The 23,307-nt window shown below is 49.9% G+C and carries 23 protein-coding genes; 2 read left to right on the forward strand and 21 right to left on the reverse strand.

From position 1 onward, the window contains the following. Positions 1-135 precede the first annotated feature (135 nt). Positions 136-1,338 (forward strand): multidrug effflux MFS transporter, encoded by a 1,203-nt coding sequence (locus OWN49_RS08465; protein ID WP_102422048.1) that lies wholly within the window; start codon positions 136-138, stop codon positions 1,336-1,338. Between the two features lie 32 nt (positions 1,339-1,370). On the opposite strand, the gene OWN49_RS08470 is transcribed toward OWN49_RS08465, so the two are convergent. The 16 genes from OWN49_RS08470 to OWN49_RS08545 all read right to left on the reverse strand — a co-directional run bounded on the left by OWN49_RS08470 (position 1,371) and on the right by OWN49_RS08545 (position 18,612). Further along, entirely contained in the window at positions 1,371-2,789 is a 1,419-nt protein-coding gene (locus tag OWN49_RS08470; RefSeq protein ID WP_176283593.1) for an amino acid permease, read from the reverse strand. A gap of 24 nt (positions 2,790-2,813) precedes the next feature. Next, positions 2,814-4,496, reverse strand: coding sequence for a M20 family metallopeptidase (locus OWN49_RS08475; protein ID WP_176283594.1), 1,683 nt, complete (start codon positions 4,494-4,496; stop codon positions 2,814-2,816). Between the two features lie 70 nt (positions 4,497-4,566). Then, complete coding sequence (pruA, locus tag OWN49_RS08480) at positions 4,567-6,114, reverse strand: L-glutamate gamma-semialdehyde dehydrogenase (RefSeq protein ID WP_003150992.1); 1,548 nt, start codon at positions 6,112-6,114, stop codon at positions 4,567-4,569. A gap of 197 nt (positions 6,115-6,311) precedes the next feature. Then, positions 6,312-7,598 carry a Glu/Leu/Phe/Val family dehydrogenase gene (locus OWN49_RS08485; protein WP_003150991.1) on the reverse strand — a complete coding sequence of 429 codons (1,287 nt, stop codon included), beginning with the start codon at positions 7,596-7,598 and terminating at the stop codon, positions 6,312-6,314. Between the two features lie 185 nt (positions 7,599-7,783). Beyond that, entirely contained in the window at positions 7,784-8,245 is a 462-nt protein-coding gene (gene bslB / locus OWN49_RS08490; protein WP_003150988.1) for a biofilm surface layer hydrophobin BslB, read from the reverse strand. 216 nt (positions 8,246-8,461) lie between these two features. Further along, the gene (locus OWN49_RS08495; protein WP_003150986.1) at positions 8,462-8,917 is read right to left on the reverse strand and encodes a dTDP-4-dehydrorhamnose 3,5-epimerase family protein; all 456 of its coding nucleotides are present in this window, start codon (positions 8,915-8,917) and stop codon (positions 8,462-8,464) included. Beyond that, positions 8,914-9,762 (reverse strand): dTDP-4-dehydrorhamnose reductase, encoded by an 849-nt coding sequence (gene rfbD / locus OWN49_RS08500; protein WP_077723005.1) that lies wholly within the window; start codon positions 9,760-9,762, stop codon positions 8,914-8,916. Before rfbD ends, OWN49_RS08495 begins: the two co-directional genes overlap by 4 nt. 20 nt (positions 9,763-9,782) lie before the next feature. Then, entirely contained in the window at positions 9,783-10,730 is a 948-nt protein-coding gene (gene rfbB, locus OWN49_RS08505; protein WP_003150982.1) for a dTDP-glucose 4,6-dehydratase, read from the reverse strand. A gap of 2 nt (positions 10,731-10,732) precedes the next feature. Further along, a complete protein-coding gene (locus OWN49_RS08510) occupies positions 10,733-11,470 on the reverse strand; it encodes a sugar phosphate nucleotidyltransferase (RefSeq protein ID WP_017418672.1) in 738 nt (245 codons plus the stop codon). Positions 11,471-11,497: 27 nt separating this feature from the next. Beyond that, complete coding sequence (locus OWN49_RS08515; protein ID WP_176283595.1) at positions 11,498-12,502, reverse strand: PseG/SpsG family protein; 1,005 nt, start codon at positions 12,500-12,502, stop codon at positions 11,498-11,500. A gap of 1 nt (position 12,503) precedes the next feature. Beyond that, a complete protein-coding gene (locus tag OWN49_RS08520) occupies positions 12,504-13,244 on the reverse strand; it encodes a cytidylyltransferase domain-containing protein (protein WP_077723008.1) in 741 nt (246 codons plus the stop codon). Continuing rightward, on the reverse strand, positions 13,237-14,358 hold the full coding sequence (locus tag OWN49_RS08525; RefSeq protein WP_024085936.1) for an N-acetylneuraminate synthase family protein: 1,122 nt from the start codon (positions 14,356-14,358) through the stop codon (positions 13,237-13,239). The genes OWN49_RS08520 and OWN49_RS08525 overlap by 8 nt, the downstream gene beginning before the upstream one ends. Further along, positions 14,358-15,221 carry a GNAT family N-acetyltransferase gene (locus OWN49_RS08530; protein WP_077723009.1) on the reverse strand — a complete coding sequence of 288 codons (864 nt, stop codon included), beginning with the start codon at positions 15,219-15,221 and terminating at the stop codon, positions 14,358-14,360. Before OWN49_RS08530 ends, OWN49_RS08525 begins: the two co-directional genes overlap by 1 nt. After that, positions 15,222-16,391 (reverse strand): DegT/DnrJ/EryC1/StrS family aminotransferase, encoded by a 1,170-nt coding sequence (locus OWN49_RS08535; protein WP_077723010.1) that lies wholly within the window; start codon positions 16,389-16,391, stop codon positions 15,222-15,224. 21 nt (positions 16,392-16,412) lie between these two features. Next, entirely contained in the window at positions 16,413-17,837 is a 1,425-nt protein-coding gene (locus OWN49_RS08540) for a capsular polysaccharide export protein, LipB/KpsS family (RefSeq protein ID WP_077723011.1), read from the reverse strand. Between the two features lie 4 nt (positions 17,838-17,841). Next, positions 17,842-18,612: a glycosyltransferase family 2 protein gene (locus OWN49_RS08545; RefSeq protein WP_024085938.1), complete on the reverse strand. Its 771-nt coding sequence runs from the start codon at positions 18,610-18,612 to the stop codon at positions 17,842-17,844. Positions 18,613-18,893: 281 nt separating this feature from the next. Here OWN49_RS08545 and gerQ point away from each other — a divergent pair, with 281 nt between their 5' ends. Continuing rightward, positions 18,894-19,439, forward strand: coding sequence for a spore coat protein GerQ (gene gerQ, locus OWN49_RS08550; RefSeq protein WP_003150971.1), 546 nt, complete (start codon positions 18,894-18,896; stop codon positions 19,437-19,439). 46 nt (positions 19,440-19,485) lie between these two features. Here the strand turns inward: gerQ and OWN49_RS08555 are convergent, their stop codons facing one another. The 5 genes from OWN49_RS08555 to OWN49_RS08575 all read right to left on the reverse strand — a co-directional run bounded on the left by OWN49_RS08555 (position 19,486) and on the right by OWN49_RS08575 (position 23,244). Beyond that, a complete protein-coding gene (locus OWN49_RS08555; protein WP_003150969.1) occupies positions 19,486-19,857 on the reverse strand; it encodes a DUF423 domain-containing protein in 372 nt (123 codons plus the stop codon). Positions 19,858-19,920: 63 nt separating this feature from the next. Continuing rightward, on the reverse strand, positions 19,921-21,240 hold the full coding sequence (locus OWN49_RS08560; RefSeq protein WP_003150968.1) for a purine/pyrimidine permease: 1,320 nt from the start codon (positions 21,238-21,240) through the stop codon (positions 19,921-19,923). A gap of 18 nt (positions 21,241-21,258) precedes the next feature. Then, the gene (locus OWN49_RS08565; protein ID WP_077723182.1) at positions 21,259-21,681 is read right to left on the reverse strand and encodes a YwdI family protein; all 423 of its coding nucleotides are present in this window, start codon (positions 21,679-21,681) and stop codon (positions 21,259-21,261) included. Positions 21,682-21,739: 58 nt separating this feature from the next. Beyond that, positions 21,740-22,423 carry a uracil-DNA glycosylase gene (locus OWN49_RS08570; protein WP_012118732.1) on the reverse strand — a complete coding sequence of 228 codons (684 nt, stop codon included), beginning with the start codon at positions 22,421-22,423 and terminating at the stop codon, positions 21,740-21,742. Positions 22,424-22,437: 14 nt separating this feature from the next. Next, a complete protein-coding gene (locus OWN49_RS08575; RefSeq protein WP_071392610.1) occupies positions 22,438-23,244 on the reverse strand; it encodes a glycosyltransferase family 2 protein in 807 nt (268 codons plus the stop codon). Between the last annotated feature and the right edge of the window lie 63 nt (positions 23,245-23,307).

Genomic DNA, 23,307 nt, shown 5'->3' on the forward strand with positions numbered 1-23,307 from the left:
GAAAACTAATTCTGATTTTTTATTTACATTCAGATTTTAAATAAAATATTTAGTTTGTATTCAATAAATGATATAAAATACGCCGTCTGGTTATGCTATAGTGATAGAATCATTTGTTAAGGTGGGGGTCATGAAATGAATAACGCTGATTCAAAGGCCGCCCGCGCAGGCCTCGGCATGGTACTGATTCTCGGGACGCTCGCTTCATTCGGGCCGCTTTCGCTCGATATGTATCTGCCCGCTTTGCCTGAAGTGGCGGCCGATCTTCATACGACAGCGTCACTTGCGCAGCTGAGCCTGACGTTTTGTCTTTTGGGGCTGGCGGTCGGGCAGATCGTTGTCGGGCCGCTCAGTGATATGATCGGGCGCCGGAAGCCGCTGATTCTGTCATTGCTGCTTTATACGCTGTCTTCTTTATTATGCGCCTTCAGCCCTTCTGTTTCGTTTTTAATTGTCATGAGGTTTATTCAAGGATTCACCGGGGCGGCCGGAATCGTCATCGCACGGGCTTCCGCACGCGATATGTATTCCGGAAAAGAATTGACGGCTTTTTTCTCATTACTGATGCTCGTCAATGGGGCGGCGCCGATTTTAGCGCCGATTACAGGGGGATTTATCCTTCAGTTCGCCGGCTGGAAAATCGTATTTATCGTGCTGGCGGTAATCGGCTGTATCATTTCTGCCGCCGTGCTTACGGCGTTGCCTGAATCACTCCCGCCGGAAAAGCGGACAAGCGGCGGACTCCGGGAGACGCTGATGACGTTTCGCGGCCTGCTTGGCGACCGGATGTTTATGGGATTTGCGCTCAGCCAGGCATTTGTGATGACCGGCATGTTCGCATATATTGCCGGGTCGCCGTTTGTACTGCAAAACATCTACGGCGTATCGGCCCAAATGTTCAGCCTGCTGTTCGCCGTAAACGGTGCGGGAATCATATGCGCCACCCAAATCACCGGACGGATGGCCAAAACACATGATGAACGGAAGCTGTTTGTCTCCGGTCTGATGATTGCCGTCATCGGGAGCATCGATTTGCTTTTATCACTTGCGTTTGGTTTAGGCCTGGCGGCAGTCTGCATTTCTTTATTCATCATTGTTTCTTCTGTCGGGATCGTCACGACGACGGGATTTTCTTTGGCTATGCAGAAACAGGAGAAAGGCGCGGGAAGCGCTGCGGCTCTTCTCGGACTCCTGCCCTTTATCGGCGGTGCGGCTGCCGCTCCCCTTGTCGGTATTGCCGGAGAAGAAAATGCCTGGCCGATGGCCGTCAGCATTTTCGGTTTTCAGTTCTGTGCCGTTCTATCCTATGTTCTGTCGGCCAAACGAAACACAAAGTAAAGCCCGCCGCTTTAAGCGAAGGGCTTTTTTTCTTATCCGGCAGCGCCTTTTTCCGAAGAAGTCGGCTCACGCTTCAGGCGTTTTTTGATACCGAAGTGATAATACGCGTAACAGATGATCATCAGCGGGACACCGCAGTACAGACCGATACGCTGGTCGGGGATAAAGATGAGACTGATTAAGATAAGACCGTAAACCGAAAATCCGAGAATCGGCACGATCGGATAAAGAGGCGTTTTAAATGCCAGGTCCTTCAGATTTCCTCCTTCAGCGAGAAAGCGTCTCCGGAAAACGAATTGTGAAGCGCAGATTGACATCCACGCGACGACGGTAATCATACCGGAGATGGAAATGAGCCACACATACACCGTTTCAGCCGCGACTACACTTGTCAGCAGGGATAAACCGGAGATGGCGATGGTGATGAAAAGAGCTTTCAGAGGCACGCCTTTTTTCGTCAGTTTCGTTAAGGAAGCGGGGCCCATCTTAGTTTTTGACAGGGACCACATCATTCTGGACGAAGCGTACAGCCCGGAATTCGCCACCGACAGCATGGCGGTCAGAATGACAAAGTTCATGATATCGGCCGCATAAGGAACGCCGATTTTATCCAGCACAGCCACAAACGGGCTTTCGATGACGCCTGCCGTTTGATACGGCAAAATGGACACGAGAACAAACATCGCCAGCACGAAGAAAAACAGCGTCCGCCATATGACGTTTCGGATCGAGCGGGGAAGCGTCTTTTCCGGATTTTCGCTTTCTCCCGAGGCGATTCCGACCAGTTCGGTACCCTGGAATGAAAAATTCACCATAACAAGGGTAAACAGCACGGCTTGGGCGCCGTTCGGAAAAAGCCCTTTGTCCGTCGTAAAGTTTGACAGATACGGAGCCGTCTGCCCGCCGTTAAAACCGACAAAGCCGAATACCGCAGCGCAGCCGAGAATAATAAACAATACAATGGCCATGACCTTAATGCTGGAAAACCAAAATTCCATTTCCGCAAAACTCCGTGCAGACAGCGCGTTAATGGAAAAAATGACGACGCCGAATACCAGGCACCACACCCAAATCGGAACGGCCGGAAACCATCGCTGCATTAAAATCCCCGCCGACGTCAGCTCAAGCCCCACTGTATTGGCCCAGCTGAATGCGTACATCCATCCGATCGTAAATCCCGTCGACGGCCCGAGAAACTTTGCGGCATACGCCTGAAATGATCCTGCGACCGGCATAGCGACCGCAAGCTCCCCCAAACAAAGCATCACCAGATACATTAAAAATCCGCCGATCACATAAGCCAATATCGCGCCGATCGGTCCCGCTTCACTGATCGTAAAACCGGAGCCCAGAAAAAGCCCCGTCCCGATCACGCCGCCGAGGGCGATCATAAACAAATGCCGGCCCTTCATCGTGCGCTGCAATTCATTTTGATTGGTATCTCCCTGCATATACATCCCCCTTATTCCGTTATGTCAGCCATTTGTGCGTATGTCTAATCGGCAGCTGTGCAAAAGGTGCATTGTCGTCTGCTGAATGAGTTCCGGCAGCACATGGAATGTGTACGGTTTGTACACGCGTTCCGTCCATTTATGGCCGTCCTTTCCGTATACCCCTATATTGACCGACGGAATATTCAATTCCCTGATTTCTTTAAAAGGAATCGTCCCGATGACATCCCAGCCCGGAAAATTATCGGTAAAGGCGGAGACCTCCTCGTCTGTTTCATGCAGCGATAAAAAGCTTCCGTCCGCTAAATAAGGGAAAAACTTTTTAAAGACGAATGTTTCTCCGGTTGATGCCGCTGTTTTATCGACCGCTTCTTGAATGACATGCTGCAAAAGCCGGTCCCGTGTGCTTTCTTCCTTCAGATAATTGTGCGGAAGATAAGGCGGCGCATAGAAAATAATGACTTTGGCTCCCTGCTCAGGATCGAGTTTTTGCAGTTCTTCGACGGCTTTAAAACATCTCATCCGCAGTTCAAGATGTTCATATGTTTTAAATGCCTGCCCGATACACTGTGCAGGGTCTATCCCGCGGCTTCTCAGCCTTTTCAGGTAATCTTCCAGACTGTACACTTGAACGTTCCATGTGATGTCTTTTTTCGGGAGGCTCGTTCTCTCGCAGTATTCGTCGTAATAATCAGATAATTTTCGTTCTGTCTCTTTGCAGGCTTCGTCAGCCACGGCGGTCAGCTGATCCATGACTTCTTTGGCGGTTTTCTCGTAAATAAAATAATTAAAATAGACATAGCTGCTGACGGCGGTCTGCACGTTATACGCTTCCTTGTTGTCACGCTGGTAGAGGCAGGTCGGCGGAAGCACAAGCTCCCCTTCAATGTTTTCCGACATATGAATATTGTTGTGAATTCTTCTGGTGATTTCTGACGCGATCAAATTCGGATCGATGCCGGACAGCGTATCTCCGACATGCACCTCCCGCCCGTAAATCGCAAAGCAAGGCAAAAGCTTCCCTGCCGCACCCGTGTATATGTACCTTGTCGTGTCACCCTCATACAGCGGCGTGATAAAATCGTTATTAATCGCTGCTAAATAACGAAGCTGCTTTTCTTGTTTCAGCCGTTTTAATTCAGAAATGCTGGTTAAAATGCCGGAATGCTGGCTTTCTTCATCCGGGTTTGCCATGAACAGAATATGGCCCGGCAGCTGATCGCGCCGTTCAGAAAAGTGAAGCAGATTGGCGAGATGAACGGCAATACCGCTCTGCATATCAACCGAACCCCTTCCGAACATCCACTCGCCTGAGCGGGCGTCCCGCTGCACATCCCGATCAAATTCATAGTTTGAGAAATATTCCGCGAGACGGTCGGAATCAAAAGCGATATCTTTTAAAGGGCCGAAATCCTCGATGCCGACCGTATCAAGATGAGCGTGATAAATGACCGTATTCAGGCTTTCGCCGTTTCCCTCAATAAATGCGAAAATATTTTTGCGGCCGTAAGGGTCCTCAGGAATCGCCTGCTCCCACACATGTGACGGATTCTCCTGAAAGTAGGGAAAGCTCTTGATCATATCTTTGATATAGTCGGCTTTTTTTCCTTCTCCCAATGTGCCGTTGATGCTGTTTAAGGCCACTAGTGATTTCGTAATGGCTTCTATTTTCTCCTCCGGAAGCATTTTGCTGAGCTGCTGATACATATTCCATCCTCCTTACCCTCATATAGAGAAAATAGCGCGACTCTTTTTTCATCGCGCTATTTCCGAAAGATTAATAGGCTTCAGACGTTGTTTTTGCCTGCATATGAAGAATCAGATAGTCAGGTCCTCCGGCTTTCGAATCGGTTCCTGACATATTGAAGCCGCCGAACGGCTGGTATCCGACAATCGCTCCCGTACAGCCGCGGTTGAAGTATAGATTTCCCACGTGAAAATCTTCGCGGGCGCGTTCAATGTGCGCGCGGGTTTTCGATAACAGAGCGCCCGTCAGTCCGTAATCGGTATTATTGGCAATCTCAAGCATATGGTCGAAATCACGGGCTTTTGAGATCGCGACGACAGGCCCGAAAATTTCCTCCTGCATCAGGCGGGCGTTTTCATCAACATCCGCAAAAATGGTCGGCTGAATAAAGTATCCTTTTGAATCATCACCTTCGCCTCCCGTCAGGAGTTTTCCTTCTGTTTTGCCGATTTCGATATAACTCATGACTTTATTATAAGATGCTTCGTGGATGACTGGCCCCATGTATGTATCAAAATCTTCCGGACTTCCGACGGTGAGTGATTTTGTTAAAGCGACGGCTTTTTCAACAACTTCATCATAGACGTCCTGATGAATGACCGCACGCGAACCGGCTGAACATTTTTGTCCTGAGAATCCGAAGGCGGAATACACGATTGAGGAAGCGGCAAGATCAAGATCAGCATCTCTGTCTACAAGCACCGTATCTTTCCCTCCCATTTCGGCAATGACCCGTTTCAGCCACTTTTGGCCCGGCTGTACTTTTGCGGCGCGTTCATAGATGCGGCATCCGACCGCGCGGGAGCCTGTAAACGACACAAATCTCGTCTTCGGATGCTCAACCAGATAGTCGCCGATTTCTCCTCCGTCGCCCGGTATGAATTGGAGCACGCCGTCCGGCAGGCCCGCTTCTTTCATTACTTCAACGAATTTCGCCGCCACGACAGGCGCCGCATCCGCCGGTTTCAGAAGTATCGTGTTGCCTGTTACGATGGCTGCCGCCGCCGTTCCCGCCATGATCGCAAGCGGGAAGTTGAATGGAGAAATGACGATTCCCACCCCAAGCGGCTCATAGTGATACTGATTATATTCTCCGTCACGGCTCTTTACAGGAGAACCGTCTTTCAGTTTCAGCATCTGACGGGCGTAATACTCTAAAAAGTCGATCGCTTCCGCCGTATCCGCATCCGCTTCCTTCCACGGTTTTCCCGCTTCTTTCACTAGATACGCGGAGAATTCGTGCTTTCTTCTGCGGATGATCGCCGCCGCTTTAAACAGCACATTCGCGCGGTGTTCCGGCCGTACTTTTTTCCATGTTTGAAATGCCTGCAGCGCAGCCTGCATGGCCTTTTCCGCAAGTTCTTTTCCGGCTGCCGATACAGAACCGATCACTTCTTTTTTATCTGCCGGATTGACGGAAATGATCTTTTTATCCGTTTCAATCGCTTCACCGTTGATGATAAGCGGATAATGCTTGCCGAGCTGTGAATTCACATAAGCCAGCGCTTCCTGAAACGATTGTTTATTTGTCTCTTCCTGAAAATTTGTAAATGGTTCGTGTGCGTATGAAACTGTCATTAGAATTCCTCCCCGTATTTTGTAATGTGTGCTCACGCTTAATGAAGATGCAAGAAGCATACCAGCATAGCAATTTGTGATAAAAAAAGATAATCTTTGCCGAAAGCTAGTCCGAATCTGTCAGCTGCAATCTGAAAACGCAAAGAAATTTTGCGATCCGCTATATAACTGATGCAAAATCTCTTTGCGGATAACACTTATACCCAGCCGCGGAACCGGGCCGCTTCAGCCGACTTTCTGATGCCCGTCATATAGGCGGCCAAACGCATATCGACTTTGTGGGTATGCGCTGTCTGATAAATGGATTCAAATGAATTCACCATGACACTGCGCAGTTTTCCGGCGACTTCTTCCTCAGACCAGTAAAAGCCTTGATTATTTTGCACCCATTCAAAATAAGACACCGTCACGCCCCCGGCGCTTGCCAAAATATCCGGCACGAGAAGCACGCCTCTTTCATTCAGGATTTTCGTGGCGTCTATCGTTGTCGGGCCGTTCGCCGCCTCCACAATGATTGAGGCTTTAATGTGATGGGCGTTTTCAGCCGTTATCTGATTGGAGATTGCGGCAGGCACGAGAATATCACAGTCCTTTTCCAGCAGCTCCCGGTTCGTTATGACATCAGAGAAGAGATTCGTCACCGTGCCGAAGCTGTCCCGCTTATCCAGCAGGTAATCAATGTCAAGGCCGTCAGGGTCATACAAAGCACCGTGGGCGTCTGAGATACCGATCACCTTGGCGCCGGCGTCATGCATAAATTTAGCGAGAAAGCTCCCCGCATTTCCGAACCCCTGAATGATGATCCGCGCATTTTCCAATGGAATCCCTTTTTTCTTAACGGCTTCCTCAATACAAATCGTGACGCCTTGCGCGGTCGCCGTTTCCCGCCCCTGTGAACCGCCGAGAACAATCGGTTTGCCCGTAATGAATCCCGGTGAATCAAATTCTCTCAGGCGGCTGTATTCGTCCATCATCCATGCCATAATCTGAGAGTTGGTATATACGTCGGGAGCCGGAATATCCTTTGTCGGGCCGACGATCTGGCTGATCGCGCGCACATATCCGCGGCTCAGCCGTTCCAGCTCTCCGAATGACATCGTCCGCGGATCACAGATGATGCCGCCTTTTCCGCCCCCGTATGGAAGATTTGTGATGCCGCATTTTAAAGTCATCCAGATGGAAAGCGCCTTAACCTCTTCTTCACTGACTTCCGGATGAAACCGCACGCCCCCTTTTGTCGGGCCGACTGCGTCATTATGCTGTGAGCGGTAGCCCGTGAAAACCTGTACTGAACCATTGTCCATTTTGACGGGGATGCGTACGGTCAAAAGCCGCATCGGCTCTTTCATCAGTTCATACATATTGTCAGGATAGCCCAGTTTGCGCAGGGCTTCTTTTATGATCGATTGTGTGGACAAGAACAAATTAAGAACTTCTTTTTCTTCATCTTTCTGATTGCTTTTAGAAAGCGGGTTGGCTGACATGTTTTATCACCTCATCGTATTTTACGTGTAAGCTTCAATTACCGGCAGAACGAAATGTAAGCGCTTTTACACCAAAACCCATCAATCCCTTTCACATTGTCGTTACACCCCTTTTTATATGCAAGATTCATGCCAGGATTTTGCGCATAAAAAAAGAGGCTGTTGTCAGCCTCTTTCATCCCGGATTAACGCGGGTCAATAACCAGCTTTGTTTCGGCATAGAGACTGCCGGCCCCCAAACCGTTTACGTAATCGCCTTTAATTGTATACGTGCCCGCGCGCGGAAGGTTTTTACGCACCAGGACGAGATTGTATTCAGAGGCGCCCAATAAGTCAAGGGTAAGCGGAAGTCTGACCGTTTTTCCGTAGTTGAGAATTTGCGTTTCTTTCAGTGTTCTTCCGTTTACAGAGTCCCTCACAGTGGCGTTGAACCCGTCAGGAAATTGAAATTCAACGGCACCGACGGCAAGCAGCGCATTCGGCTTGTATGTGACTTCAATATCAGACGTCGCGTATTCTTTCGTACTATTGACGGTTTTCGCTTCAATAACGGCAGATTGGGCGTTCGCATGAAAAGATGGCAAGAACACAGCTGAAAATACCGCAGCACTGATGAGAAAGGCAGAAAATGATTTTCTTTTTAACATCATGAATTCCTCCAGATCATATAGGATTCAGAGCGTCCTCTGCCGGAAAAGCGTGTCTGATGATTCCATTCGCGAATTGGGTTTCTCTTTTCCTGAGAATAATCTACCACCTTTATCCATGGAAGTAAATTATTTTTTAGAATATTCAATCATTTATTTTTCGCGAGATGAATCAGCACAAAAAAACGAAGACATCCGCTGTCTTCGTCTTGTGCGCTACCGGTGAGCGGTCTGCCAGTCAAATCCGATGGTGTCATCATTCCACGGAATTCTTTTTTCGTCAGGCTGATCCGGATTGTAGGACATTGTCGTGAAATAAATAATGGTCAGCGGGGTTTCGCCCAGCACTCTGTACCCGTGTGCGACGCCTTTGGGAATGAGAAGGAGCATCGGATTGTCTTCTCCCATGTAGTAGACATCCGTTTCTCCCTTGGTTGCCGACTCTTCGCGAAGGTCATGCAGCACGACCTGGGCGTGGCCTGTCGGGAAAAACCACAGGTCATCCTGTTTCTCATGATAGTGAAACGCTTTAATGACGCCGGGATAGCTTTTGGACCAGGAAGCCTGCCCGAAACGCTCTAAGAGATGTTCATCGTCACGGACGAGTTCTGAGAAAAAACCCCGGTCATCGCTGTGTTTGATCAGCTTTTTAATTTTTACGCCTTCGATCACTTGCACTGTCCCTCCCTTTGTAAATAATCCTGCAGCGCTTCCCGCCAATGCCTCATGCCGAGCCCCTGCCGTTCAATCGACTCAAGGCTCAACACCGAGTAAGCGGGGCGCGGCGTCTCATTTCCGTATTCCTCCGTCGTGACGGGCAGCACGGCGGCGGTTCTGCCGCTTTCTTCAAAAATAGCCTTGGCAAATTCATACCAGCTGCACACTCCGCTGTTTGCGGCGTGGTACAAGCCCGGCGGCTTGTCAAACAGACCGATCACCGTTTCGGCTAAATCCTTTGTGTACGTCGGTGCGCCGACTTGATCGTTAACGACACGAACCTGATCATGTGTATCCGCAAGTTTCAGCATCGTATTGACAAAGTTGTGCCCGCCGCTGCCGTACACCCACGACGTTCTGATAATGGTGTGGTTTTTTCCCGTTAACCGGATCAGTTCTTCGCCGAGTTTTTTGCTTTTTCCGTAAATCGTGCCCGGATCTGCGGGATCATCGGTCTGGTATGGCCGTGTTCCTTTGCCGCTGAAGACGTAATCGGTGCTGATGTGAATGAATTTCGCGCCGGTGTTTTCAGCCTCAAGCGCGGCATAATAAGCGCCGATTCCGTTTATTAAATACGCTTTGTCGAGCTCCGTTTCACATTTGTCAACGGAGGTGTATGCCGCCGTATTGACGACGATATCCGGCTTGTAATGGCTGAACGAGTGCCGCACCGAACGCTGGTCGGATATGTTCATCATCGCTTTTGTCAAGGCAATCACTTCATACCCTTCCCGCTTCAGCTGGCGGCATAACTCCCGCCCCAGCTGACCGGCCGCTCCGGTTACTAATACCTTCGTCAATCGGATCCCCTTCTTTCCGATTAGTCTTGGCTGTCTGTATACCAGCGAATGGTTCTTCTCATTCCTTCTTCAAATGTGACGTCCTGCCGCCATCCCAGCTCATTTTTCAGCTTTGAAGCATTGATGGCGTAACGGCGGTCATGCCCTTTTCTGTCTTCGACATGAGCAAACCGTTCCTCGACACCGAGCTCCTTCATGATAAATGACGCAAGCTCTTTATTCGTCCGTTCATTTCCTCCGCCGATATTGTAAATTTCGCCTAGTGTTCCTTTTTCCAGCACGAGCTTAATGGCGCGGCAATGATCTTCGGCAAACAGCCAGTCTCTGATCTGCATCCCGTCGCCGTACAGCGGAACCGGCGTACCGTTTACGGCATGCCTGATAATGGTCGGAATCATTTTCTCGTGGTGCTGGTACGGCCCGTAATTGTTGCTGCATCTCGTAATGATGGCAGGAAGCTTATGGGTTTTCACATAAGACATGACAAGCAGGTCTGAGCTTGCCTTGCTGGCGGAATACGGATTGTTCGGAGAAAGCGGCGTCGTCTCTGTAAAAGCGGGATCATCCGGTGCCAAATCTCCGTACACCTCATCTGTGGAAATGTGAATCAGCCTGCCGGCTTTTCCCTGTAACACTGCGTCCGCCAGTCGGTATGTGCCCATCACATTTGTTGTGATGAACGGCTCTGCCTGATTTATGCTTCTGTCCACATGGGATTCAGCCGCAAAATGAATGACAGCGTCATACATTTGGGAAAAGACTTTGTCAATGTCCTCTTTTTCAGAAATGTCACCTTTGATAAAACGGAAACGGCTGTTCTTTTTTAAGGCTTCTATTTCAAGCGGCCTGCTTGCATACGTGAGATTATCCAGGACGGTAATCTGCGCATCTGTTTCTTTCAGCATCATCTTTGTGAAGGTAAGGCCGATAAATCCGGCGCCCCCTGTAATTAAATATGATTTTGGCATGATTAATGCTCCTGTCCTTTCTGTAATGCCTGATGCGCCAGGCTTCCGGCGAGGTAGAGCGATTCATGCGTGCCCGCATCCACCCACCAGCCCGTTAACACATCATACGTCAGCTCACTGTGTTCAATGTATAAATTATTGACATCCGTAATTTCCAGTTCGCCGCGTTTTGAAGGAGAAATTTGTTCAATATAAGAAAACACTTCTGCGTCGTACATGTAGATCCCCGTGACGCATAGTCTGGTCGGCGGCTGCACCGGCTTTTCAATGATCGACTTGATCCGTTTGTTTTCCTCATCAATCTCGGCGATGCCGAAGCGCTCCGGATCGTCAACTTCTTTCAGCAGCACTTTCGCTCCTTTTCCCTGCTTTGCGAAACGCTCCGTATAAGGTTTTAATGAATCTTCAAAAATATTATCTCCCAAAAGCAGAACGAACGGATCGCGCCCGGTAAACCGCTTTGCGTATGATAAACCGTCGGAAATGCCGGATGCGGCTGGCTGAACCTGATATGTGATTGAGACGCCGAGCTCTTCTCCGGTTTCGAGAAGTTTATGAAATTGCGGAATATATTCTTTTTGCGTAATCAGCAAGATATCCGTAATCCCCGCTTCTTCCAGCTTCATGATCGACCAGTAAATCATCGGATATGGACCGACAGGGAGTAAATGCTTATTGACCGCTTTTGTCAGCGGCATAAGGCGTGAGCCGGTGCCTCCGGCTAAGATAACACCTTTCACATGAACACTTCCTTACGTGTGGTTTTATCACAAATCATAAAGAATCGCCGCCGCCCGTTTAATGCCCCTGCCGTCAACCAGCGGCTTTCCGTTCTGATGAAGCCCGAGCCGTCTCGGATAATCAGCAGCCAGCTCAGACATATGCCGAGCGAGCACGTCCGCCGCGGTGTGTTCTCCCAGGCCGAGATGAACGGCGGCGCCCCGTGCGGCGAATTTTTCAGCCGTCACGGTTTGATGCTCCACTTGAGAAAGTACAATGCAGGGCACACCTGTACAAATGGTCTCATATAAAGTGATCCCGCCGGACACGACGGCCATATCAGCCCCCGTGAGAAGCGCGGCCATGTCATTTGTCTGCATTACCATCTCGGCATAAGGCATTTGTGTGATCAGCGCGCGCACGTCATCAGCATGTGGCGCGGCGCCGCCCATGACGATGATCACTCGTTTCCGCTGAATGCCGGGGATGCGGCGGCATGCTTCCATCACTTTAAAGACAAGCTTCTTCGGGTCGCTTCCTCCTAATGAGACCAATATGGTCCGGCATTCTTTATTCAGCTGATAAAGCTGTTTTGCTTTTTCAAAACCCGGATGAAGAATCATATAATCCGGGCCTTCATATACCGCGGCGCTGCCTATTTGAACCGTCCGGCTTTTCAGCCCGCCGTAAATGCCGTTTATAACGGCATCGCATAAATGAATGACATGTTCCCGTTTTTCTTCAAATAAGACGATACGAGCCGATGAATGCTTTTTAATTTTCTCCAGCCAGTCACACGGCATATCGAGCAGATCGAATATGAGAAGGTCGGGAGCCCGCCTGTTTATTTCCCGGACAATAAATTGCTTCTGTCCCTTGTCAGGCTTGATGATCACTTCCCATTGATCAGATGACAGATAAGAAGAAGCCTCTTTATTTGTGTAGAACGTTATTGAGCAATTGTTCTTAATGGCACCGGCAAGCAGCTTCATCCGGACCGCGTGCCCCATGCCGATGTCACGGCCCCCGTCCGCGAAAATCAAAACCCGCATGCTAATCAGCCTCTTTTTGCCGGATCATTTGATTAATGGCCCTGAGCTCCGGATCACGATTCAGCAGATGGATCAATTCTTTTACCGGAATATCAGGACGCGAGCCCGCTTTTACGTACAGCTCGCGGGCCAGCCTGTAGTCCTCTTCTGTATCGACGGTCATCCGCAAGTGAGGAGCCCGGAGTTCCTGCGGGGGCTCAGGAAAGAGAAGCCGGTACCTCTCAGGAGATTCTCTTATCAAAAGGGTGACATGCTCCTGATATTTGTCCGCCAGCGTTTTGTCCGCATTGATCTCCGTTAAAAGGCGCGCGTTCACCGCCTCGCCGCCGATCCCGAGCGGTGTACCGCAGATATACGTGTAGTCTGCGTGCTGATCTAAATGCGATTGAATCAGAAAATCAAGCAGCGAAGGGTCGACAAACGGGTTATCCCCCGTCAGTCTGACTGCGATGTCCGGTTTTACTTGTTCGATGACTTGTGCAAACCGGTCAAGCACACGCTGTTCGCTGCCGCGGTGCACACGGTAGCGGTTGCTGAGGCAGTGCGCAGACAGAATGTCGTCGGTCTTGCTGTCAGACACGGCGACGATCAGATTATCCCGTGATTGATCGTAAAACGCACTTTGCCGAACCCTTTTGACAATCATATCGAGGATCGTATACCCGCCGATCGGTTTCAGCACTTTGCCGGGAAGACGCCCGCTTCCCATCCGCGCCTGAATGATAAACAAAATGTCAGTCATCATATGGGCTGCCTTTCGTCAAAAGGTCATCCCAAGTGATGCCCGTGTCGGCGGGGATATCCCTGACCGCACGCGCGCCGTCAGTTAAAAGCTCAAAATATCTCGGGTGAAGCCCCTGCGGTTTTTGGCCGGGACGAAGGACGGCAAGGTTTTCCGCCGTAAAACATTCGCCTTTTTGAATCGGCGCTGTTGAAAAAATGCCTCTGTAAGCGAACCTTCTGATATCCCCTTCAATCGGTGTCGTCGTTTTATGGGAACTTCCCGACAGCACTTCCGGCACCGGAGCGTGATGCCCCTGCCGCAGCTCCGCTTCAACTGAGCGGATCGCCGCAACCATTTCTTTTAATTCATCCGGATTGAGGGCGAAGGAGTGATCAGCACCGGGCAGGTTTTTATCGATCGTAAAATGCTTTTCAATCAGTTTCGCTCCGAGCCTGACAGCCGCGCACGGCACATCATACGGATGGGCGCTGTGATCGGAGAAACCGATCACTGCATCCGGGAATGCGGCGGCAAGCATGGGAATGACGCTCAGATTGCTGTATTCAGGCGGCGCGGGATATTTCGCCACACAATGCATGATCGCAATTTCTTTGTTCCCCTCGCCGGTAATGGTTTGATAAGCCTCCTGAATATCTGAAATATCAGCGCCCGCGGTGGAGAAGATAATCGGTGTCTTCAGCCCCGCGACATATTTCAATAACGGCAGATGGTTCAGCTCGTAGGAGGCGATTTTAAAAGCTGAAGGGGAAGTCGCATACAGTAAGTCGGCAGAGCCTTCGTCACATACCGTGCTTAAAAACAGCACGCCTTTTTTCTTACAATATTCAAGCAGCGGTTCGATCCACTCAGCGGGCATTTCCATTGATTGCACCAAAGAAAAAATAGAGACGTTTTTTCCCGCAGCTGTTTTGTATAAGCCGGGGTCTTTCTGATACATTTTGTCAGCCTGAAACATTTGGAACTTGACCGCGTCCGCGCCGGCCTCACTGGCCGCATCTATCAATTCAAACGCCTGGCTCAGTTTTCCGTCATGATTAATTCCGGCTTCGGCGATGATGAATACGGGCGAACCTTCGCCGATTGACTTCGTTCCGATTTTGCATGATGCCATCAGTCCGCCTCCTTCCCGGGCCACACATGATAGTAGTAATAGGACGCATCCGCTTTAAATCCCATTCTTTCATACAGGCGGACGGCTCTTACATTGTGGAGCTGCGTTCCCGCTGATACAGTCTTATGCTGAAAACGCAATGATTGTTCAATCACGTGCGCCGCTAAATGGTATCCCGCTCCTTTTCCTTCAAAGCCCGGCTTTACCGCCATCAGATCAAGGACGAATTCATCGCCTTTAGACAGCCCCTGAACAAAGCCCGCGGTCTCTCCCTTATATTTGGCGAGGAATTGTAACGAAGCTCTTCCTTCCGCGTTATTCCGCGCCCACTCTTCAAACAGGCGGTTTGCACTTTCATAGCTGAGATGGGGGTCTTGATAATACCTGCTTTTTGTAAAGGCGTCGCGGGCCAGCCGGCTGATCGCTTCCGTGTCGCCGGGTCCGGCTTCTGTAATCTCAAACGGCGGCGTGCTGTTATATACACGCACCGGACTGACGAGCTTGAGAAGACTCCCTACAAAATAAGCGTTCGGAAGCTGCTGCACGACCTGCATCGCGCCGATATCTTCAGCCGGTATTTTAATAAATATAAAATCAGTGCCGTCCGCCCGCCTTGCCGCGTAAAATTCCTGAAACAGCCTTTTGAGCTGTCCGGTGCTGTTTGCGGCTGCAAGCTTCACATTGATGATATTTTTTCGGAACAATTGACTTTCCCACGAAGAGTTTTCATATAAAATCACGCCTTGAAGGCTGTTTTCTTCCAATAAACAGAGCGACGATTCATAGGCTTCCGGATGAATGCCCTTCTGATGCAGGAAGGCATGAATCATGTCCTGCGCAAGATTTTCCCTCAGTCTGTACACCTAATCAGCCCCTTTGACGATATCCGTAACGGCTGCAATGACGTATTCAACGTCATCATCTGTCATTGACGGATAAAGAGGGAGTGATACGGTGCGGTGATAATACGCGGCCGCGGCCGGAAAATCAGTTTCCTTATATCCGTACGTTTTTTGATAATACGGATGGAACGGAACCGGAATAAAATGCACACTTGTGCCGATATTATATTGGTCTTTCAAAGCGGAAATCAGATCGTTCCGGCTGATCCCGGCCTCCTGCTCCTCTATTTGAAGAACATACAGATGCCATGCATGCCGCCCGTCATCACTGACATACGGGACGGTCAGCCCTTTCATGTCTCTGAAAGCGTCCTGGTAGCGGCTTGCAATGTCAGCCCTTCTTTGCTGCATGCTGTCAATCCGTTTCAGCTGATGAAGCCCAAGCGCTGCCTGAAGATCAAACATATTCATTTTATAGCCGGGCGTTTGGACCTCGTAGTACCAGCTTCCGTTTGAAGAATAGCGGTTCCACGCGCCTTTGCTCATGCCGTGAAGGCTGAGCACCCTGATCTGATCGGCAAGCCCGTCATCGTCCGTCGTCAGCATGCCGCCTTCACCGGTTGCCAGGTTTTTTGTCGCGTAGAAGCTGAATGCCGTCGCATCACCGATTGATCCGATCATTTTCTGTTTATAAGTGGTATACACGGCATGTGCGGCATCCTCTAAGACAAATAACTGATGCTTTTCGGCAATGGCCAAAATCTGATCCATATCACACGACTGGCCGGCGAAATGAACGGGTACAATCGCTTTTGTCCGCGGGGTGACGGCCGCCTCAATTTTTTCAGGGTCTGCATTCAGCGTAAGCGGATCGATGTCAACAAACACCGGAACGGCGCCTGTGTGCACGATTGTATTGGCTGTTGAACTGAACGTCACGGCAGACGTGATGACCTCGTCACCGAGACCGATCCCTTTCGCTTTCAGGGCCAAAAACAAAGCGGCGGTACATGAGTTCAGCGCGATCGCGTGCTTTGCCCCCGTCCAGGCGGCAAAGGCTTTTTCAAACGCCTCTACTTTCGGTCCCTTTGAAAGCCAGCCCGATTCAAGCGTATCAATAACCTCCTGAATTTCGTCCTTCCCGATCATGGGCAATGAATAGGGAAGAAAAGCTGATCTTTTTTGCACCATTTTTTTGCGCTCCTATCTTTTTTATGAAGGGTCAACCCGTCTGAAGCTGACTCCGGTTTTTTCCTGAAGCACTTGGCATAAAGCGGCAAGCGAATCCTGTACCGGGTAGTTCGCGGCGACAAAAGCACGGCGCGCCTGTTCCGCTTTTTGATATGCTGCGGGGCTTTCGCATATCCGGATTAATTCCTGAGCGAGTGCCTGCGGGTCCTCAAAGACAAATTCTCCAAGTGAATGATAATAAGGGTATCGGCGGGTTCCCGCTGATTTTCCGATCAGCACGGGCTTTTGAAACAGCATCGCTTCAAGACCGACCGTTGATGTCTGTGTCACCGCAGCGTCAACATACGGGAGAATATCATACAGCTCCATCTCTTTTTTGATGATTTTGCCTGCTTTATATTTCCGCAGCACCTGATTGTAAGCATCCAGCTTGTTTTTGCCGATTTCCCACGGATGCGGTTTAATAATGAGCTGCATGTTCTTTTGGCCGGCAAGCTCTTCAAGCACTCCCGTATAAAATTCATCAGAAAACGGCTGCGTGGCGATCAGCACCGTCCGCTGTGACGGGAGAAAAGAAAGTTTGCGGTAAAACGTGTCCCGATCTATCGGCTCTCTTGAGAAAATCTCGTCGAAACGGGGATGCCCCGTGATGATGATTTGTTCATCCCTGCAGCCTTTTGCTTTATACCACTCCGCTTCATAAGCCCCGAATACAGCCTGATAGTCCGTAAATACGGGCAGAAACGCTTCATCTCCCATGAGCGCTCCGTGCTGCAGACAGATGCTGACGGCGTTTTTTTTCGCGGACATCAGCGCCAGCACACGGCTGTAAATATCCTCCGTCGTGCCGACTACAACGGCGGAAATCTTCTCGGCCGTAAACAAAATATCAACGGCGTCAATCGCTTCAATAAATAACGGGATGTCTTTATACAAACGTTCCTGAAATTCTCTGTTTCCGAAAGCGGGATGGCTGTGAAGCTCTTTCAAAATGGAATGGGCTTTTTCAATATAAGGGACGGGGTTCCCTTTTTGTCCCATTTCCGTCAGCTCCAATTTGCAGATAACGGGCAGCCCATGATGGTCAGGCAGACTCCATCTGGCCAGTACCGCTGTTTTTGCCGGATCAAACTGCCGGTAATTTCCCTCGGTGAACCGAAGATGATCGAAATGCAGAATGACTTTTCCGTTTACCGGTTTCTCATCTGTTTTCTTAATGTTTTGCCTTTTTTGATCATAATAAGGCTGAATACCGGCTTCAGGAATATGCTGATCCGCCGGACCGAAAAGCTCTGGGTTCTGCTCCATGCTCTCCCGAAGCGCCGGACTGATATATTGATAAAAATTACTGATCAATGCGAGCGGGATGTCTTTGTAGCGAAGTGACTGAAAAAGGTCAATATACTGCCGGTAAAGCACCCAATAGTTCGCTAAGTATGCCGACAAGCCCTCACCCCTTTCCAAGCTTTTTTAATGATTCCCTCAGCTCCCGGCACGTGGTCTGCTGCGGAAGGCTGTTCACAAACTCGTTTTTCTCCGCCGCGAAAAGCTGATAATGGATGGATTGATCGGTAATATAATTGATATCAAGCTCCTCAGAAATCGGGTAAAACGGATAAAAATGATTCACTCTCCAGAAAAAACGGGCGTCACCGATACGGTAAAACGCGGGGCTTTCATCCCAATAGGAACCGAATGCCGATTTGACCTGTTCCAGCACGGAAAACCGGTGCATGACCGAACAATGGTCAATGGCGCACGGCGCGTTCCACACGATCCGTTCGGCGGGCCTGGCCGTCTCCTTCACCGTCTCTTTCCGCTGATTCAGATGATAGGTTTTGGAACTTGAATACACGACGGCTTTTTCCGGGTCTTCATCAAGCTCTTTCACCATTTTCTCAAGCCGTTCCGGCACATACGTGTTGTCGTCGGTCGCATACGTCACGTACTCGCCCTCCGCCATTTCTATTGCCTGATTAATCAAGGCGGCGTAGCGTGTTTTTTCCGTTCTTTCTTTGACGCCCGATACATCGCTTTGATAAAACCGGACGCGGTCATCCGTGAGAAAAGGACGTATTTCCGCCAATGTCTCTTCATTTGAGTTGTCATCCATAATGAACAGTTCAAAGTCTGTAAACGTCTGAGACAGAATACTTTTAATAGAGCGGGCCACATAGTCACTTTTGTTATAGCTCGTCATGATCACTGACACTTTAGGCAACTCGTCACCCCCTTTTCGCACCTGAAACTACCGCTATCATATGTTCCTTATGCGGAAGATGCGCTAGGAATACAGACTATTATGTGAAAAGTCAGCATTGCGCGCACAAAAAAAAGCCGGCTCTGATGTCCGGAAACATTGGATCGTATTTTCTTTTTTCGCATAAATCTTTCTTTGGGCTCATATGGTGGAATAGATAAAAACAGCAGCCGCTCTGTCGGCTGTCTGATACTTGTCAGGAGGTTTCAGCATCAAGAGGTTTTCATCAAAGGAGGAACAATATGAAACCGAAAAAGAATCAATATCAGCAAATGCAGGGGATGGGGATGGGAATGGATATGCAAGGATTCCAGCCGCAGCTCGGGCCTAATCCTTATCCGCAGCCTCAGGGCCAAGGATCACAAATGATGCCGATGCAGCAGCAAATGACAATGCCGATGCAGCAAGGCCAGCAGGGCTTCGGCGGGGGGTTCCCCGGCCAGCCGCAGCAGCAGGGCGGCGGCAGCTTTCAAATCCCGTCAGGTCCATCATCGTCACAAAACGTTCCCGGCATGCTGCCGATTGAAGAGTCATACATTGAAAATATTCTGCGGTTGAACCGGGGCAAAACGGCGACGATTTATATGACATTTGAAAACAGCAAAGAATGGAATTCAAAGATTTTCCGCGGTGTGATTGAGGCGGCGGGACGTGACCATATCATCATCAGCGATCCGAAAACGGGCACCCGCTATCTGCTTCTGACCATTTACCTTGATTACATCACGTTTGATGAGGAAATCGCTTATACTTATCCGTACTCCATGTCTTCTTATTCTCCGAGATAAATCAAAAAGCCAATCGCTCACTTGACAGAGGATTGGCTTTTTTTCTTTATAAATATTTGACGGCCGCGACGATAATCATAATCCAAGAGATGATAAACGCCACGCCGCCGAGCGGTGTAATCGCGCCGAGAATGGAAATCTGCGTCACGCTCAATACGTACAGGCTTCCTGAAAACAGAACGATGCCCGCAAACATCAGCCAGCCCGCGACAGAAACACTGCCTGCGCCAGAAAGCTTTTCGGCCAAAAACGCGACAGCCAGAAGACCGAGCGCGTGATACATATGATATTGCACGCCTGTGTGCCACACCTGCAAATATTTATCGGGGATTTTCCCTTCAAGCCCATGCGCGCCGAAAGCGCCCAGCGCCACGGCCAATAAAGCGTTAATCGCACCAAGAATAATAAACACTTTCATCTATTTTTCTCCCGCCTTTTCGTTAAAGTTTCCAATTCAATCATAACCCAACATCGGCAAAATTCAACGTCCGTCATCCGATGACACGAGATTGTCGGATTTTTTCTTTTTGATAAGCTGGATTCGGTCAATCGCTATCGCCAGCAGCGTCCCGAGCACAAGGCCGTTGCTTAAGAGCGAAATCAGGATCGGATGCATCCCTGATAACGCGCTCTCCGGCACAAACATTACGCCGACCCCCGTGAGGAGCGCCAGACCGATAATGGAGCGGATTCGTTTTTGCTCCGCTTTCTCATAAGAGTCAAACTCTGTAAAGGCAAGACCCGCCATCGTGGAGAAAACGACGAAGTTTACCGCAAAGCCGACCGGTGAGGGCAGACTCGCAAACGCATTCATAAATAGCGGGATCATACTGATGATCATGACAAATACACTTCCCAAAAGAAACGGCTTTTTCGAAGGAAGCTTCGTCGTCTCAATAAAACCGGCCGCCCCTGAAATCGGCACAGGCGCAATGCCCCCTGACAGCCCGCTCAAAAGGTGGCTGATCGAAGCCGCAAACCCTGCCGGACGCTCACGCCGTTTCCCAACGGTGCCGCCGAATTTTTTCACCGCCGCTTCTACAACCCGGATGCTCGCGAGCATGTTGACAATCAAAAGCACGGTAATGAAGAGTGACGTAATGATCAGGCCGCTGTCAAACACGGGTTTTCCAAACGGAAAAAGAACCGGCAGCTGAATCACGCGATCCGGTATTTGAATCGGTTTGGCAGCGCCGAAGACGGCGAATAAGATCCATCCGCCGGCAAGCGAAAGGAGAATCGCATACTGTCTTAAGAACGTAACATTCGATCGGGACATGATGAACATCGCCGCCGTCACAACCATGGCGAGCCCGAATACAAGGCCGTCGACGCTGTTTTTTAAATAGCCGATGCCCAAAAGGCCTTTCACAATCGGCTGACTCAGCTGCATGACCAACAGCAGCAGATACACACCGGTCACAACCGGCGTAAACAGCACGGCCAGCCGTTCAATCACTTTAAAAAGGCTGAACAAAAAGAAAAAGACAGCGCTTAATAACAGCGCCCCCTGCAGCGCCCGCAGCGTCTCGCCGAATGTCGCAAACACCGTGCCCGTCAGTCCGCCGTAAATCGTGTATACGCCCCACCATAAGCCTGCCGGGCTTTCATTAATCGGCAGACGATGTCCCTGGAGACATTGGATGACCGCAGCGACGCCAAGCACAAAAAATGTGCTCTGAATCAATGCGGCAGAATCGGCATGGTTCAAGTGAAATGATTGTGCGATGGCGACAGGAACTACAATCGCAGCCGCAATCATAAATGCCGTCCATTGCAAACCCCCGAGTATCAGTTTCAAGTCAATCAACCTCTCCTGTTAAAAATCGAAAATGGAATCCCCGTTTCCGTCTTCCTCACGTTCGTCTTTCGCTTTTTTCTGATATTGGTTCAGCCCGGCGCTGCCCATCATTTTTTCAAGCAGCAGCGGGTCTGTCGAAGGAGACGCGGAAGGTTTCGGCGCCGCTTTCGGAATCGGATTCTGCACAGGCGCCAGAGCGGTGTGCGTCTGAGTGCCGAGCACGACATCACACAGAGAGCGGATGGCGGCCGCGTGCATTTTGACCTCCTCGGTGCGGGTCGCCGTTTTCGCCTGCCTCAGTTCTTCTTCCATCTTCTGAATCAAAGCAGAGATATGTATGTTCATGAGTAAATCCTCCAGCAGTAATTTGTCTTCTTCCTGCATTTTATCAAATTTCTGAGCGGATCGCAGAATGGAGTTTGTTATTTTTTCTGACGGCATACCGCCCGGAACGTCAAAAAAGACGCTTCCGCCGGGCGGAAGCGTCTCAAAAAACCGTTTATTGCGGCAGGTCGGGGATGCACCAATCGATCGGCTGCTCCCCCATTTTTTCAAGGGCGGCGTTTGTACGGGAAAACGGTCTGCTCCCGAAAAAACCGTTCCTTGCCGAAAACGGGCTCGGATGAGTCGATTCAATAATAATGTGTTTCGATGTGTCAATGCGCTCTTTTTTCATCTGCGCGTGACGCCCCCACAGGATAAAGACAATCGGCTTCTCTCTTTCATTCACCACATCAATGATGCGGTCAGTGAGCCGCTCCCACCCCTTGCCTTTGTGGGAATTGGCCTGACCGCGGCGAACCGTAAGCACTGTGTTTAACAAAAGCACTCCCTGCTTCGCCCAGCTGACGAGCGATCCGTGGTTCGGTACGGAGCAGCCGATATCGTCCTGAAGCTCTATGAAAATATTTTTCAAAGACGGCGGCTGTCTGACCCCGGGCTGAACGGAAAAACTAAGCCCGTGCGCCTGTCCTGGGCCATGATACGGGTCCTGTCCGAGAATGACCGCTTTTACATCCTCATAGGGCGTATAATGCAAGGCGTTAAAAATATCATGGCTGTCAGGATAAATCGTTTGGCTGCTGTATTCTTGTTTCAGCATCTCTCTCAGCTCTTGATAATACGGTTTGTCAAATTCATCTTTCAGCTGATTCCACCAGCTGTCTTTTAAAAGCTGTTTCAAACTGTCCGTCCCCCTTATGAACTGTGCAGTCTTGAATGGACGGGCTTTCCGTCCCACACAATGTCAGTCGGCGCCTCCCGCCTCTTCATGTCCGGCTCTTCAAGAAGAACCGCGAAGTTTTTCGTCGGGAGCTCCCCAAGCCCGTGCTTTTCGCTTAACCGGTCTAAGTACCGCTTCCGTTTGCCGCCGAGATCCGCGGACTGATTGCCGCCTCCCTCAAAAAACGCATATATGACGCTTGCGCAAGGAACACGCTTCACACAGTGCTGTTTCGCGGCGCGCAAATAAAAGTCCCAATCCCAATAATTATGGACATCCGGATCAAAATACCCTAACGTGTCATGCAGAGAACGTCTGTACATGCTGCCTGACGGAACGTACGTGGAAAATACCCGCATATCCGCATAATCCGCCGTATAGGCGAATGGCTTTCGTGACACCGGGTATCTCGTGCCGCCCCGTTCTTCAAATGACACAATTTCCGCGTCAGAATGGACAAAATCCGCATCAGCAAGTGCAGCCGCCATTCTTTTCAAATGGCCCGGCGTAATGAAATCATCATCATCGCACAGCATGATGTAATCACCCGACGCTTTTTTCACACCTGCGTTCCGCGCTTCCACATGTCCGGCATTCTGTTCTAAATCAATAATCTGAATCGGCAGATCGCTGTACAGCTGCTTCGCTTGTTCGACCGATTCCCCGGCATCATTTACGATGATGACTTCATAAGGCTTAATGGTCTGCCTGGAAATCGACTCCAGCAGTTCACACAAAGCCGGAATCCGATTATACGTGACTATGACAATTGATATATTCATGACCCGCTCCTTCTGCTTTTTCTCATGTTCTATTAAAACATAAAGCGGCGGAGAGATCAGGGG

The organism is Bacillus sp. NEAU-242-2 (assembly GCF_027853835.1).
GTDB classification, from domain to species: domain Bacteria; phylum Bacillota; class Bacilli; order Bacillales; family Bacillaceae; genus Bacillus; species Bacillus velezensis.

What these genes read in the sequence shown, in the direction of transcription:
- OWN49_RS08465 (WP_102422048.1), top strand. Translation starts at nt 136, where the DNA reads ATGAATAACGCTGATTCAAAGGCCGCCCGCGCAGGCCTCGGCATGGTA.
- OWN49_RS08470 (WP_176283593.1), bottom strand. Translation starts at nt 2,789, where the DNA reads ATGCAGGGAGATACCAATCAAAATGAATTGCAGCGCACGATGAAGGGC.
- OWN49_RS08475 (WP_176283594.1), bottom strand. Translation starts at nt 4,496, where the DNA reads ATGTATCAGCAGCTCAGCAAAATGCTTCCGGAGGAGAAAATAGAAGCC.
- pruA (WP_003150992.1), bottom strand. Translation starts at nt 6,114, where the DNA reads ATGACAGTTTCATACGCACACGAACCATTTACAAATTTTCAGGAAGAG.
- OWN49_RS08485 (WP_003150991.1), bottom strand. Translation starts at nt 7,598, where the DNA reads ATGTCAGCCAACCCGCTTTCTAAAAGCAATCAGAAAGATGAAGAAAAA.
- bslB (WP_003150988.1), bottom strand. Translation starts at nt 8,245, where the DNA reads ATGTTAAAAAGAAAATCATTTTCTGCCTTTCTCATCAGTGCTGCGGTA.
- rfbB (WP_003150982.1), bottom strand. Translation starts at nt 10,730, where the DNA reads ATGCCAAAATCATATTTAATTACAGGGGGCGCCGGATTTATCGGCCTT.
- OWN49_RS08515 (WP_176283595.1), bottom strand. Translation starts at nt 12,502, where the DNA reads ATGCGGGTTTTGATTTTCGCGGACGGGGGCCGTGACATCGGCATGGGG.
- OWN49_RS08520 (WP_077723008.1), bottom strand. Translation starts at nt 13,244, where the DNA reads ATGACTGACATTTTGTTTATCATTCAGGCGCGGATGGGAAGCGGGCGT.
- OWN49_RS08525 (WP_024085936.1), bottom strand. Translation starts at nt 14,358, where the DNA reads ATGGCATCATGCAAAATCGGAACGAAGTCAATCGGCGAAGGTTCGCCC.
- OWN49_RS08535 (WP_077723010.1), bottom strand. Translation starts at nt 16,391, where the DNA reads ATGGTGCAAAAAAGATCAGCTTTTCTTCCCTATTCATTGCCCATGATC.
- gerQ (WP_003150971.1), top strand. Translation starts at nt 18,894, where the DNA reads ATGAAACCGAAAAAGAATCAATATCAGCAAATGCAGGGGATGGGGATG.
- OWN49_RS08555 (WP_003150969.1), bottom strand. Translation starts at nt 19,857, where the DNA reads ATGAAAGTGTTTATTATTCTTGGTGCGATTAACGCTTTATTGGCCGTG.
- OWN49_RS08565 (WP_077723182.1), bottom strand. Translation starts at nt 21,681, where the DNA reads ATGCCGTCAGAAAAAATAACAAACTCCATTCTGCGATCCGCTCAGAAA.
- OWN49_RS08575 (WP_071392610.1), bottom strand. Translation starts at nt 23,244, where the DNA reads ATGAATATATCAATTGTCATAGTCACGTATAATCGGATTCCGGCTTTG.